Source organism: Flavobacterium sp. 1355 (genome assembly GCF_017833415.1).
Classification (GTDB): Bacteria; Bacteroidota; Bacteroidia; order Flavobacteriales; family Flavobacteriaceae; genus Flavobacterium.
Genome location: NZ_JAFICC010000007.1, coordinates 132,758 through 146,738 on the forward strand (window position 1 = coordinate 132,758; position 13,981 = coordinate 146,738).

Consider the following 13,981-nt stretch of genomic DNA (forward strand, 5'->3'; position numbering starts at 1 on the left):
TTATGGTTAGTGGTTTTGTATATACTAAAATCGTTCTTTATGAAACGGAAAAGTAAGCCTTACTGAATAATCAACATATTTATAATCAACATTTTACCGCAAAAATACTTAAAAAAAAGGGCTTTTTTCCCCTTTTATGATAGCTCTTGGTTTTCTACCTTGCACCAAATCCAGAAGCCGTTGTTTGTAACATCAGTTTTAAACAAATCCGGCATAATCTTCTTTTTTCAATCTGCGCCTAGAATTTATCTTTTACCCAATGTAGAACTTTTTAAAACCTTATTACAAGATGATTTTTGAAGTTATCCAAATAATTGCAGAACAAGTAAATAACTATCTCGACGAAATTGGGCTGGACAAATCTGTTGTCCCTGAAAATATTGCTTTTTTAGAATCTCAAAATGAAGAAGTAGCTACAGCTTTAAAAAACAGCGTGGCCCTTACGCTAATTAATCTGGATGAAGAAGCTACTCTAAAAAACTTTCCAAATCATTCTATCGAAAACAGTAAAACAGTTTATAAAAACAGCATCATCAATTTAAATCTGTATTTGCTTTTTAGTGCCAATAGAGATCAATACCTCAGCTCTCTTAATGATATTTCTAAAATCATTGCCTTTTTTCAAGGAAAAAAACTCTTTACACAAGCCAATACTATTTATAACAGAAATAATATTGCCATGAGCAATATTGACAACTTCAGATTTTCAGTTGAACTCTACACGCCCACTTTTGAAGAGTTAAATTATATCTGGGGAACACTTGGCGGCAAACAATTTCCATCGGCCTTATACAAAGTCAGCATGATACAAATTGAGCGCAATATTGCACAAGGCGAAGGACAGCTTATCAGCAAGGTCGAAGGTGTAACAAAAACAAAAGAACAGTCATGAGTTTTGCAATTACATACGGATTGTTGTTTGAAGTAACGTTTCTTCATAATTATTTTTTGAATAACGGCGAAGAAACCTTTGCGGCTATGTCTGATTCTGATAAGGAAAAAATGATGCAGCAGTTTACAACAGATGCATTTACCACTATAACGCCAACTTTTGAAACCTATAGAATACTCCAAAACTATAAAATGGTATTCAAAAAAACCAAAACAGGTTTTAGAGTTTACATCAAAGTTAAAGAAACAGATGAAATCGACCCTTATATAAAAATTCCTGTTGATTTGAACTTACAATTTTTAATCAAGATTAATGATTATCAATTTGAGAATTATACCGATGTAGATTTTTCCCTTAATCAGGTATTCTTATTTAGCAACGTTAGACCTCCTACAGAGCCTGTTACGTTTGAATATCTCCCCAAAATAAATGACAACAAATTAATTTCAAGTGTTTTTTTAGTATCAGAAGAAACCACCAGCAATTTAATTTCAACATTACAGCCTTTAGAAAAACAAGACATTTTTGGGCTTCTTTCCTTAACGCTTCAGGGTGATAACACCTCAGGAAATATTATAGACAATTTTGGGAAAATGATTAGCCCGAATTTTAAAATTCATTTTGACAATCGAAAAACACTTTGGAGATACATCAACCGGAAAACAGGAATCACAATTAAAACCAATACTGCAAAACCATTAACACGCTCGGGTTTTGTTGAAATTGACCCAGTTAACGATTTCACGCCTTCACAGCTGCCAGATACTCAATACCCAAATCCGTCTGTAAAATCAATAACAAAAATAAGTAGTGACTACTATTCTGAAATATTTATTTAAATAATTAAAAAACAATCAATTATGGCAACAACTTACAAAACGCCTGGAGTATATATTGAGGAAATCGTAAAGTTTCCTCCTTCTGTTGCCCAGGTAGAAACAGCGATTCCCGCTTTTATTGGCTATACCGAAAAAGCTGCAAAGAAAACGGCAGGTGATTTAATTAATGACCCCGTAAGAATTACCTCTTTACTGGATTATGAAAACTATTTTGGTTCTGCCTATCCCGAAAAAACCATTTCTGTAAATATAACCGATGTAGAAATTGGCAGCAAATTACAAAGAGATATTGTAGTAAACCAACCCAGTTCGCCAAGCACTTTTTTAATGTATTATGCATTACAAATGTACTTTGCAAATGGCGGCGGGCCTTGCTATATTGTTTCTGTAAATACTTATGAAAAAGAAGACAGTACTATAAACCTGATTTCTTTTTCTGAATTAAATGGCGGTCTTGATTTATTAAAAAGTGAAGACGAACCTACACTTATTCTGTTTCCGGATGCTGCAGGATTAGCCAGTGACAATGATTTTTATGCCTTATACAAAAATGCATTAACGCAATGTCATGATATGCAGGACCGATTTGCCATTATAGATACCTATAGAGATACAGAATATATAAATGACGACACTGATCTTGTTTCACCAATAGATGAAATTAGGCTTAAATTGAATCAGGAAAAAGATTATTTAAAATATGGAGCCGTATATTTTCCCTATTTAAAAACTATTCTGGATTATAGATATGATGAAAATTCCATTTTAATAAATCATATTTCATATAAAAAAGATGCTGTGCCAATAGCTCTTGGAGAACTTAATGATGCCAGTACTGCACTAACTCCAGTTATAACCTCTTTAAGAACTATAAGTGATTCTGCAGATGCAGATGCTACAAACGACGACATAGCGGGTGTCATTCCATCTATTTTAAAATATACCCAGGATCCTGCGGGTTATAATAATACTAATGCTGATTTTACCGTCGCAAAAACAATTCCGGCTTTTACAAATTTATTAGATGCCTTGATTGTTCAATTAAGTAATCTGGTTGAAATTAAGAAAAACATTAAAAATGCAGCCAATTCAGCAATTGCATCTGTAGAAGAATTGTCTACAGCAGATGATAACATCGTTATAGCGCTAGCCGCTTTTGTTGGCGGATTTGAAGGTAACAATAAAATTGAAAGTGTCTTAAAAAACATAATCGATCTTACTGCAAAACTCAAAAATGCCGATACTAATGCAAAAGTATTAAGCTTAGTAAAAACAAATACTACGAATATTATTACCGAAGTCAAAAAATTATTAGACTACACTCCAGTTTTGGGATTGCCTAGCAATACTCTTGTAATCTCTCCCGATGTCTTCTTAAATATGTCTGCACAAGTTACTGCAATAATAGCAGCAGTTTCAGCTGTAAATGTATCCGGAGTAGACGTTAATAATGGCGCAATGAATGGAAGGTTTCTAGCTGATATTGAGCCTCTGGAAAATGCATCATACAATATCATTAAGTCGGAAATTGCAAGTCTTCCTATTACACTACCGCCCAGTTCTGCATTGGCAGGAGTCTATGCAAGAGTAGACAGTGACCGCGGCGTATGGAAAGCACCGGCAAATGTAGGCCTAAACTATGTAATCAAACCATCGGTAAAAATAACAAATGGAGATCAGGACAACTTAAATATTGACACCACTGCAGGAAAATCTATTAATGCTATCAGAAGCTTTACCGGCAAAGGAACCTTGGTTTGGGGGTCAAGAACCCTGGCTGGTAACGATAGCGAATGGCGTTATATCCCGGTTCGCCGCTTCTTCAATATGGCCGAAGAATCTATTAAAAAAGCAACCGAACAGTTTGTTTTTGAACCAAATGATGCCAATACCTGGATAAGAGTAAGAGCCATGATTGAGAATTTCTTAATTCTGCAATGGAGAGCCGGAGCATTGGTTGGGGCAAAACCTGAACAGGCATTTTATGTTAGAATCGGACTTGGACAAACCATGTCGGCTGTAGATATTTTGGATGGTAAAATGGTTATCGAAATCGGAATGGCAGTAGCCCGTCCGGCAGAATTCATCATTTTACGTTTCTCTCACAAAATGCAGGAATCTTAATTAATATCAACATTAAAAAAATATAGATCATGAGTTATCCACTACCAAAGTTTCATTTCTCAGTTGACTGGAAAGGAACAAAAATAGGGTTTACAGAAGTTTCGGGATTAGATGTAGAAACTGAAGTCATTGAATACCGTCAGGGAGCAAGTCCCGAATACAGCAAGATTAAAATGCCCGGCATGCAGAAATTCTCTAACATCACATTGAAAAGAGGAACGTTTGCAAGCGATAACGAGTATTATACCTGGTGGAATACGGTAAAACTAAACACCATAGAAAGAAGGGACATCACCATCAAACTACTCAACGAAGATCACGAACCTGTGATTACCTGGAAAGTAAAAAACGCATGGCCAACTAAAATTCAATCGACTGATTTAAAAGCCGACGGAAATGAAGTTGCTATAGAATCTATGGAACTGGTTCACGAAGGTTTATCTATTCAAAATGACTAGTCATGACTAACTATTATCCACCTGTCGGTTTTCACTTTTTAGTTGAATTTGAAGGTCTTGGTTCGCAAGAAAAAGACCATCAGTTTCAATCTGTCTCCGGTTTGTCTGTTGACATCGAAACCGAAGAAATTGCCGAAGGAGGAGAAAATAGATTCAAACACAAACTTCCTGTAAAGACAAAATATCCAAACCTGACTTTAAAAAGAGGAATTCTGATTGATTCTAAAGTTATAGACTGGTGCAGGGATGCTATCGAAAATTTTTCTTTCAGGCCGGTAAACCTTACGGTTAAACTGCTCAATCAGGAACATCAGCCTTTGGTTTCATGGAACGTCGTTCACGCCTATCCTGTAAAATGGTCGGTTGAAGATTTTAATGCCGAAGAAAATAAACTCGTTATTGAAAACGTAGAGCTTACCTACAATTATTTCACCTTAATTAAAAGTTAGTCATGCCCATAGAAATAAAAGAGCTTCACATTAAAATAAACGTGAACGAAGGATCTAAACCGGCTTCTCCGGCAAAAGCAAAAAGCAAGGATGAAGACGCTGTAGCCGAATGTGTAGCACAAGTAATGAAAATCATCGAACGTAAAAAAGAACGATAGTCATGCCAGGAGAATTAGAAAAACTAACCGTCACAGCATATAGTGATCCGGAATTCAACAACAAAATTGCTGATGGCAAATTTTCTACGCTGATGAATCCCGAAAAATACACCTATCACTATAAAATTGAAACAGATGAAACCCAGGCTTCGGGAACGAGTACCGTTTCTCCGAGATTTAATAAAAAATTGCCTGAAAACCTGGAACTCGATTTTGTTTTTGACCGGTCGGGCGTAATTAACGGTTTCAAAAGTTCTGACGATGGGATTATCGATGACATTGAGAAATTCAAAAAAGTCATTTTGGATTATAATGGAGATGAACATAAACCCAATTACCTCATTATTTCCTGGGGAACATTGCTTTTTAAAGGTTCCCTGACGGAAATGGATGTAGAGTTCAAACTCTTTAAACCAGATGGAACACCAATAAGAGCAATTGCAAAAGCAAAATTTCAGGGTTTTGTCGAAGACAATTTAAGAGCAGCAAAAGAAAATAACAAATCGCCCGATTTAACACATTACCGAACTGTAAAAGAAGGCGATACACTGCCTTTGATGTCGTATCACATTTATGGCGATTCGAAGTATTATCTGGAAGTGGCCAGAGTCAATAATATTGTCAATTTCAGAAAACTAAAAACAGGGCAAAAACTATTTTTCCCTCCCTTACAAAAACAATCCTAATGAACAATAGCGGAGTCATACAAACCAGTAAAAGTGCCGATTTGGTAACACTTAAAATTTTAATTGAAGGTCAGGAGTTATCCAATACCTATCAGGTAAAAAGTGTTGTGGTACAAAATGAAGCCAACAGGATTCCTATGGCTCAAATTGTGATGACAGATGGCGAAGCTTCTGAAAGAGATTTTAAACTGAGCAATGAAGATTTGCTGATTCCGGGCAAAAAAATCGAAATAAATGCGGGCTATCACAATGATGAAGAAACCATTTACAAAGGAATCATCATCAAACATTCAATCAAAATAAAAAGCGATGCTTCTTTGTTGATTATCGAATGCAAAGACGAAGCTGTAAAACTCACTATTGGCAGAAAGAGCAAGTATTTTTATGATGTAAAAGACAGCGAAGTATTTGAAGAAATTATAGATTCTTATGGATTAGGAAAAGATGTTGAAGCCACTAATTTTAGTCATAAAGAAATTGTGCAGTACAATACATCCGATTGGGATTTCATCGTTTCAAGAGCGCAGGCTAACGGAAAACTTTGTTTTGTTGAGAACGGAAAAATTACTATCAGCAAACCCAACATAACCGCATCGCCTGTTGAAACCATTACTTTTGGTGCTACTTTACTTGATTTTGATGCCGAAATTGATGCCCGTAATCAATTTGCTAAAGTATCCTCTTACAGCTGGAATTATACAGATCAGGAATTAGTTGAGATCGAAGCCAGCGATCCGGCAGTAAGTCTGAATGGCAATCTTTCTGTTGCTGATTTGTCTAAAACTATTGAGCTTGAAAATCTGGAATTGCGTCACGGCGGTACACTCACCGAAGTAGAACTGCAGGATTGGGCAGATGCCAAATTACTGTTTCAGCAATTATCAAAAATCCGTGGAAGAGTCAAATTTCAGGGTATTCCCGCTGTGAAACCAAACACCATAATTACGCTCGAAGGCGTTGGCGACCGATTTAACGGAAATGCTTATGTCACTGGTGTTTTTCACGAACTGGCAGAAGGAAACTGGACAATTGATGCTCAATTTGGTTTAAACCCGGAATGGTTTTCTGAAACATTTGACATTCATACACCTACAGGTTCGGGAATTATTCCGGCCATAAAAGGGCTGCAGGTTGGAATTGTAACCCAACTCGAAGAAGATCCTAATGGTGAAGACCGGATTTTGGTAAAGATTCCCATTATCAATAATGATGAACAAGGTATCTGGTGCCGCGTTGCTTCGCCCGATGCCGGAGATAAAAGAGGTTTTTTTTTCAGGCCCGAAATTGAAGATGAAGTAATAATTGGTTTTATTAATGAAGACCCAAATAATGCTATTGTTTTAGGAATGCTTCACAGCAGCGGAAAACCATCACCCATTACAGCTTCTGATGACAATCATCAAAAAGGAATTGTAACCCGAAGTGAAATGAAAGTTCTGTTTGACGATGAAAAAAAATCAATTGCCATTGAAACTCCTGCCGGAAAAAAAATAACACTAGATGAAGATCAGGGCGTCATTAAAATTGAAGACGAAAATTCGAATATTATCACCATCGACAGCAACGGAATAAAAATAGAAAGTGCTGGAAATATTGAATTCAAAGCCACCGGAGATGTAAAAATCGAAGGAACCAATGTTTCTATAAATGCCAGCGCACAATTTAAGGCAGAAGGAAGCGCGGGTGTAGAAATGTCATCTGGAGCTACTGCCGTTTTAAAAGGAAGTATGGTACAAATAAACTAAAATTATGGGAGCACCAGCCGCAAGAATTTCAGATATGCACGTTTGCCCAATGGTTACTGCAACGGTTCCTCATGTGGGCGGCCCGATTTTACCTGCCGGCGCGCCAACCGTTTTAATTGGCGGAATGCCTGCTGCATGTGTTGGCGACATGGCCACGTGTACAGGACCGCCAGATAGTATTGTTGCAGGATCATCAACGGTTTTTATTGGTGGCAAACCAGCAGCTCGTATGGGCGATTCAACTGCGCATGGCGGCACAATAGTCGCCGGATTAGCAACTGTATTAATTGGGTAATTATGGAAACAGAACAAGATTTTTTGGGTATTGGATGGAGTTTTCCTCCTGAATTTAAAGATAGTACCAAAGCCGTAATAATGCTGACAGATGAAAACGATATTAAAAGCAGTTTGGAAATCCTGCTTTCAACCAAAATTGGCGAGCGCATCATGCAGCCCAAATATGGATGTAATATGGATGAGTTATTATTTAGCCCATTAAACAGAACTTTAAAAACGTTTGTTTCTGAACTGATAAAAACGGCTATTCTGTATCACGAACCCAGAATTGACGTTGAGAAAATTGACATTACAAAAGGTGACGATTTGAGCGGCGAATTATTAGTACTGATAGATTTTAAAGTACGCGCTACCAATTCGAGAATAAATATGGTTTATCCATTTTACAAACAAGAAGGAACCAATTTATAAATTGTTAAAAGATGAGTAATTGTAATACTATATTGAGCGTTTTGACTTCTAATGGCAGCGACCAAAAGCAACGCTATCTCAACGCGTTACAACCCGAAAACATTCGTCTTAATGATTTTGAACTGACTGACTGGGTTTTGTTTGCCCATAATTTTTCTGAATATGTAAATTATTTTGAAACCTCAAATTCCCAAACTCCGTCAGGCAACTGGAAACCTTTTTTTGATTTCTTTAAATGGAATGGAGAAAAACCATCTATAGAAAATCAATTAAAACTGGACCGTGTCAAAAAAGAACTGACTGACTTAATCGAAGAGAATAAAAAAGGGTATGCCATTACACCGCATTTAACTTTATTCCTTACTTTTTTGATGCTGCTGGAAAACAGCAAAAAAAGATACAACAACCTTACGAAACGTCATCTGGATTTTTATTACAGCCAGATTTTACATATTGACAAACTGCCTGCCACACCAGATAAAGTATACCTGATTTTTGAGTTGGCAAAAAATGCTCTTCAGGAAAAAGTTGAAGCCAAAACAGGTTTTGACGGCGGTAAAGATACTTTGGGTAAAACCAGAACGTATTATACTAACAATGAATTGATAGCCAATAAAACGGTCGTTTCTTTATTGAAAAACATTTATAATGATATTGACGAAAAAAAAATAACAGCAAGCCCGGTCGCAAATTCTTACGATGGTTTAGGAGCTGCATTTCCCGATAAAAACAATACGCAATGGTGGCCTTTTGGTTACATTGATAAAACTGGTGTCTTACCCAAATTGCCAAATCCGACTTTGGGTTTTGCAGTAGCCTCACCTATTCTGTTTTTGTCAGAAGGAAAACGCAGCATTCAGATGAGTTTTACTTTTCAGAATGATATCACTGCTATCACTTCTGCCATTATAAAAGAATGCTTAAGCCTCCAGTTAACTACAGCCAAAAAATGGCTTGAAGTTGCCGAAATTGCATTATCATTACCCATAAAATCAGGCAGTACTTACACTACTTCTGTGAGCGGGAAAACGATGAAAATTGCTTTTCTCCTAGATGAAAATGCAGATGCTATTAGCGGTTATGATGCTAAAGTTTACGGTGAAGAATTTGCCACGAACCTGCCGGTTGCAAAATTTAATCTGGATGTTACAAAAGCCAATGGCTACGACTTATACAAATTATTGGCCGAAAACAAATTAGAAAACATCGTCATCAACATTGATGTTCAAAACATTAAGAATGCTGTTCTTGAAAATGATTACGGCAGTATCAACGCTGCAAAACCGTTTTTTGCTTTTTCACCACAGCCTGTTGATAGTTCTAACTTTCTGATAAAATACAACGAAGCTTTTACTAAAAAATGGGAAAATATAAATATCGATATACTTTGGAAAAACACTCCTGTTGATTTTGTAGAACATTATAAAGCTTACAAGACGACTGCCTTAAATACCATTAGTGTAGGTGCTTTTAAAAGCAGTGTCCTAAATGCCTCTAATGGTTTTATAAGTACTGGCGGAATCGTAACAGCTAACAGTTATTTTCAATATCAGCCTGCAATTTTATCTAATAATATCTGGCAGAATTACGGAAGTGCTGCAACTTTATTTACAGCAACAAATCCATTTAAAACGACATTAAATATAGCCAATTCTAATTTTATCACAGAGAAAAATGGCCAGCTAAAACTAACACTGACAAAATCGTTTTTACATAAATTATATCCAAAAATTTATGCTCTGGCACTTTCTACAGACGATGCCAATGTTGTAATTCCAAACGAACCTTACACACCACTGGCAGAAAATCTAATATTAAATTATACAGCTTCTGAAACAACCAAATTCTCAGTAACCGTAGGAGAAACATTAGAAGGAATTTATACTAAAAACGAAGCGAAATTATTTCATATTCATCCTTTTGGATATTCTGAAGAACACAGTTATCTAAAATCTATATTGGATTATGCAGAAAACGAAAATTCATATCTGATTCCTACGTATTGCAAAGGCGGAGAATTATTTATAGGTTTAGAAAATGTACAGGAATTACAGCAAATCACATTATTGTTTCAGGTTTTGGAAGGAAGTGAAAACCCAACGACACCCTCTTTTACCGGAAAACAGAAAATAGAATGGTCTGTTTTGGGCAATAACGAATGGCGCATTCTCAATCCTTCTGATATTTTAGGAAATGAAACGGATAACTTATTACAATCCGGAATTCTCAAATTCAACTTACCAAAAGAAGCCACTCAAAACAACACACGTCTTCCTAAAAATTACATCTGGCTTAAAGCCAAAATGCATAAAAAATTCGATGTGGTTTGTAAAATAACCGGAATTCATTCTCAGGCGGTTTTGGCTGCTTTTCAGGATAATGCTAATGATTTATCGCATTTAAAAACCGGATTAGAAGCCGGAACTATTTCTAAGCTGCTGCAAAGACTTAGTAATGTAAAATCGGTTACACAGCCTTATAACAGTTTTGATTATAAACCAGTAGAGTCCAGTGAAGATTATTACAGAAGAATCAGCGAACGCCTTCGACACAAAAACAGAGCGGTTACGATGTGGGATTACGAACATATCGTACTGCAAAAATTTCCGGAATTATATAAGGTAAAATGCCTGAACCATACCTGCGACGACTCGTATCAATCGCCCGGAAATGTGACTTTGGTTGTCATTCCGGACACGGTAAACAAGAACGTATTCGATATTTACCAGCCGCGGGTAAGCACCGCCACACTTAACAAAGTCAAAAAACATATTGATCAATTGAACTCCATGCATGTAACCACGTATGTGATTAATCCAAAATATGAAGAAGTTCAGGTTGATCTGAAAGTCAAATTTAAGCCGGGTTACGATGAAAATTTCTACATGCAGGAACTCAATGCCGATATTATCAAGTTTTTATCGCCCTGGGCACTCGACAAAAATATTCCGATCACGTTTGGGGTCACCATTCATTCCAGCCTGCTCATTAATTATATCGAAAAGCTGGGCTATGTGGATTATCTGCAAGATGTAAAACTATTAAAAAACGGGGTTTTGTCTGATAAAGCTGCCGTTCCGACTAATCCAAAATCGATTTTAGTTTCGGCAAAAAATCATGTAATCAGCACCAATGTCACCCAATGTACTGTTAAAACCATAGAACCACAAGAAGAATGTCAACTGTAAACCAACATATCAGCATCCCAAAAAACGTCAGTTCTAATGATGACATGAGTTTTGACTTCCTTCGAAAAAAAGGAATCGAGTACATTGAATCATTGGGAAGTCAGTTTTGGACAGACTATAACACGCACGATCCCGGAATTACGATTCTGGAAGTGCTTTGTTATGCGATTACCGATTTGGGTATGAGAATCAATCTTCCTATTGAAGATTTATTAAGCAACAACTCAAACCCTATTGAAGAACAGTTTTTTACGGCTACTGAAATTTTGCCCATGCAGGCTGTAACGGCTCTTGATTATCGAAAAATATTAATTGATATTGATCCAAACATCAAAAATTGCTGGCTTCAAAAAACGACCAAAAAATTATTCATCAATTGCAAAGAAGCTAAGATTTCTCTCAAAAAAGAGGATTTTATTGGCACCTTAGATACTTTTATTAAGGAATCTGAAATCAAGGGATATTATAACATACTGGTTGATTTTGAACAAATTAACAATGCAGAAAAGGCATTGCTTAAAACCAAAATAATCGAAAAGTTTCATGCAAACAGAAACCTTTGCGAAGATGTTTTGGAAGTCCGGGAAGTTGAAATTCAGCCTATTGCAGTCTGTGCTTTAATCGAGCTTGATCCGGAAGCCAACGAAGAATATGTTCATGCTCAAATCACTTTTGAACTCGAAAAATACTTATCTCCTGGAGTTAAATATTATTCGCTCGCCGAAATGTTCGATAAAGGATATTCCAGCGACCAGATTTTTGAAGGCCCTCTTTTGGAAAGGGGTTTTATTGATACTGCCGAATTAGAAAATTCGTCTTTGAGAACTGAAGTGCGTCTTTCTGATATTATGCAGATTATCATGAATATAGAAGGTGTAAATGTTATTAAAGACATCTCATTAAATAATTGTGATGCGATAGAAACAGAAGGAAGTGTTTGGAATATCTGTATTCCTGCTAATAAAAAACCAAGCCTTTGCCAAAAAAGTACACTAAACTTTAGCAAAGGCGTTTTGCCGGTTACGGTTAACAAAGTAAAAGCAAAACAATATTTAGAAGAATTAAAAGAAGACCTTGCCTATTCTCAATTAAATGCAGCTAAAAATAAGGACTTGCAAATTCCTCAGGGAAAAATTACAGAATCGGATTTCTATACGAGTATTACCAATAATTTTCCCGAAAATTATGGTATTGGCGAAATTGGACTTTCAGAATCTGCGAGTGGGGAACGAAAAGCCAAAGCCAAACAATTAAAAGGATACCTGCTGTTTTTTGATCAAATTTTAGCGAGTTATTTTAAACATTTAAGCAATGTCAAAGAATTGCTTTCTATCAACAGCGATCTGGAAGATACTTATTTTACGCAGGCTATTACTGACATGACAGGTTTTGAGGAAATTGTAAATGAGGCATATTTATCATCAAATGAAGAAAAACTAGATGAATTACTTTTTAGTGATCTCGATGACGCTGTTAAAAGACAAAACCAGATAAAAGACCATCTCATTGCACGGTTTGCAGAACGGTTTGCAGAGTATGCTTTTTTGATGAAATCATTATATGGCGCTTCGTCTGATGAAATCGTGCTGCAAAACAAATCCGATTTTTTAATCAATTACGATACGATCAGCAGTAAACGCGGCAGCGGGTTTAATTATTTTAATCAGCCAGTATCCAATTTATGGAACACTTTTAATGTGACAGGATTAGAAAATCGAATTGCAGGTTTATTAGGAATCAAAGGAGATAAAAATCCGGCTACGGGCAAAAGAGGAATCAAAAGAAAAAATATCTCTGGTTTGTTTGTCCAGCTTTATGATCCGAGTCCGGGCGTGGTTCCAAATCTCTTTAGATGGAGAATTAGAAACAGTGCCAATGAAATCATTTTAACCGCAACCGAAGATTATGACAATCAATCGAAAGCAATTAAGGAAATGTATTTTTCTATCCTGAAAATTTATGAAACAAGTGAAAAAGAAATAGAGCAGGCATTTGAAAAACTTTTTAAAAACAGAGAAAATGGAATTGCTTTTCAAGATACGGTTATCGACACTTTTGAAGTAATTGAATCTGCTGCTCATGAATACTCGTTTCATATCATTAACCCGGAACTCGTTGATGATTTGAGCAATCCTGACAGAATCATAGCGCGCCAATATATACTCTATGCCACTCTGGAAGAAGTAAAAACGGCAATGCTTGATTTACTGATTTTCTTTAAAGAAGAATTTAGCGATGAAGGTATTTTTCTGGTAGAACATATTTTACTGGTTCCAAATCCTGACGAAGTAATTGATGCCGGCTATTATATGCCAATATGTGCAGATGACTGCTCTGGAGACTGTTGCGTACCCAATCCGTATTCTTTTAAAATTAGTGTGGTTTTACCCGGATATACGTACCGGTTTGCAGATGTTGATTTTAGAAATTTTGCTGAAGACGTAATCCGGCAGGAAATCCCGTCTCATATTTTGGGCAAAATATGCTGGATTGGTTATAGAAAAGATCAAATAACTCCAAAAGATAACGACTTGCTTGATTTTGAAAGGGATTTCAAAAATTTTCTGATTGACAAAACGCAAAACAAACAAGATGCTTTACCAGAATTCATTAAGTCATTATCAAAATTAAATTCTGTTTATCCAACCGGCACATTGTACAATTGTGTAGATGAAGAAGAAGATATTTCAGGAAAAATAGTATTAGGAAGAACAAATTTAGGAACAATATAAAA

The 13,981-nt window shown here is 36.1% G+C and carries 12 protein-coding genes; all 12 read left to right on the top strand.

The genetic code is table 11. The features are described 5' to 3' along the window. Positions 1–289 precede the first annotated feature (289 nt). Genes JOD96_RS10605 through JOD96_RS10660 form a run of 12 tightly spaced genes read left to right on the top strand, consistent with a single transcriptional unit; the run spans position 290 to position 13,979 of the window. The gene (locus tag JOD96_RS10605) at positions 290–892 is read left to right on the top strand and encodes a DUF4255 domain-containing protein (protein WP_209564240.1); all 603 of its coding nucleotides are present in this window, start codon (positions 290–292) and stop codon (positions 890–892) included. Continuing rightward, positions 889–1,731 carry a hypothetical protein gene (locus JOD96_RS10610; RefSeq protein WP_209564241.1) on the top strand — a complete coding sequence of 281 codons (843 nt, stop codon included), beginning with the start codon at positions 889–891 and terminating at the stop codon, positions 1,729–1,731. The genes JOD96_RS10605 and JOD96_RS10610 overlap by 4 nt, the downstream gene beginning before the upstream one ends. A 21-nt stretch (positions 1,732–1,752) precedes the next feature. Further along, complete coding sequence (locus JOD96_RS10615; RefSeq protein ID WP_209564242.1) at positions 1,753–3,855, top strand: phage tail sheath C-terminal domain-containing protein; 2,103 nt, start codon at positions 1,753–1,755, stop codon at positions 3,853–3,855. Between the two features lie 29 nt (positions 3,856–3,884). Continuing rightward, positions 3,885–4,313 (top strand): phage tail protein, encoded by a 429-nt coding sequence (locus tag JOD96_RS10620; protein ID WP_073488721.1) that lies wholly within the window; start codon positions 3,885–3,887, stop codon positions 4,311–4,313. A gap of 2 nt (positions 4,314–4,315) precedes the next feature. Further along, entirely contained in the window at positions 4,316–4,762 is a 447-nt protein-coding gene (locus tag JOD96_RS10625; protein ID WP_209564243.1) for a phage tail protein, read from the top strand. Positions 4,763–4,764: 2 nt separating this feature from the next. Next, positions 4,765–4,920 (top strand): DUF5908 family protein, encoded by a 156-nt coding sequence (locus JOD96_RS10630; protein WP_209564244.1) that lies wholly within the window; start codon positions 4,765–4,767, stop codon positions 4,918–4,920. Positions 4,921–4,922: 2 nt separating this feature from the next. After that, entirely contained in the window at positions 4,923–5,606 is a 684-nt protein-coding gene (locus tag JOD96_RS10635) for a CIS tube protein (protein ID WP_209564245.1), read from the top strand. After that, entirely contained in the window at positions 5,606–7,351 is a 1,746-nt protein-coding gene (vgrG, locus tag JOD96_RS10640) for a type VI secretion system tip protein VgrG (protein ID WP_209564246.1), read from the top strand. The genes JOD96_RS10635 and vgrG overlap by 1 nt, the downstream gene beginning before the upstream one ends. A 4-nt stretch (positions 7,352–7,355) precedes the next feature. Further along, on the top strand, positions 7,356–7,646 hold the full coding sequence (locus JOD96_RS10645) for a PAAR domain-containing protein (protein WP_209564247.1): 291 nt from the start codon (positions 7,356–7,358) through the stop codon (positions 7,644–7,646). 2 nt (positions 7,647–7,648) lie between these two features. Next, entirely contained in the window at positions 7,649–8,059 is a 411-nt protein-coding gene (locus JOD96_RS10650; protein ID WP_209564248.1) for a GPW/gp25 family protein, read from the top strand. Between the two features lie 11 nt (positions 8,060–8,070). Then, positions 8,071–11,247, top strand: coding sequence for a baseplate J/gp47 family protein (locus tag JOD96_RS10655; protein ID WP_209564249.1), 3,177 nt, complete (start codon positions 8,071–8,073; stop codon positions 11,245–11,247). Next, positions 11,235–13,979, top strand: a complete 2,745-nt coding sequence (locus tag JOD96_RS10660) for a hypothetical protein (protein WP_209564250.1) — start codon at positions 11,235–11,237, stop codon at positions 13,977–13,979. The genes JOD96_RS10655 and JOD96_RS10660 overlap by 13 nt, the downstream gene beginning before the upstream one ends. Positions 13,980–13,981: the final 2 nt, after the last annotated feature.

What these genes read in the sequence shown, in the direction of transcription:
- JOD96_RS10605 (WP_209564240.1), top strand. Translation starts at nt 290, where the DNA reads ATGATTTTTGAAGTTATCCAAATAATTGCAGAACAAGTAAATAACTAT.
- JOD96_RS10610 (WP_209564241.1), top strand. Translation starts at nt 889, where the DNA reads ATGAGTTTTGCAATTACATACGGATTGTTGTTTGAAGTAACGTTTCTT.
- JOD96_RS10615 (WP_209564242.1), top strand. Translation starts at nt 1,753, where the DNA reads ATGGCAACAACTTACAAAACGCCTGGAGTATATATTGAGGAAATCGTA.
- JOD96_RS10620 (WP_073488721.1), top strand. Translation starts at nt 3,885, where the DNA reads ATGAGTTATCCACTACCAAAGTTTCATTTCTCAGTTGACTGGAAAGGA.
- JOD96_RS10625 (WP_209564243.1), top strand. Translation starts at nt 4,316, where the DNA reads ATGACTAACTATTATCCACCTGTCGGTTTTCACTTTTTAGTTGAATTT.
- JOD96_RS10630 (WP_209564244.1), top strand. Translation starts at nt 4,765, where the DNA reads ATGCCCATAGAAATAAAAGAGCTTCACATTAAAATAAACGTGAACGAA.
- JOD96_RS10635 (WP_209564245.1), top strand. Translation starts at nt 4,923, where the DNA reads ATGCCAGGAGAATTAGAAAAACTAACCGTCACAGCATATAGTGATCCG.
- vgrG (WP_209564246.1), top strand. Translation starts at nt 5,606, where the DNA reads ATGAACAATAGCGGAGTCATACAAACCAGTAAAAGTGCCGATTTGGTA.
- JOD96_RS10645 (WP_209564247.1), top strand. Translation starts at nt 7,356, where the DNA reads ATGGGAGCACCAGCCGCAAGAATTTCAGATATGCACGTTTGCCCAATG.
- JOD96_RS10650 (WP_209564248.1), top strand. Translation starts at nt 7,649, where the DNA reads ATGGAAACAGAACAAGATTTTTTGGGTATTGGATGGAGTTTTCCTCCT.
- JOD96_RS10655 (WP_209564249.1), top strand. Translation starts at nt 8,071, where the DNA reads ATGAGTAATTGTAATACTATATTGAGCGTTTTGACTTCTAATGGCAGC.
- JOD96_RS10660 (WP_209564250.1), top strand. Translation starts at nt 11,235, where the DNA reads ATGTCAACTGTAAACCAACATATCAGCATCCCAAAAAACGTCAGTTCT.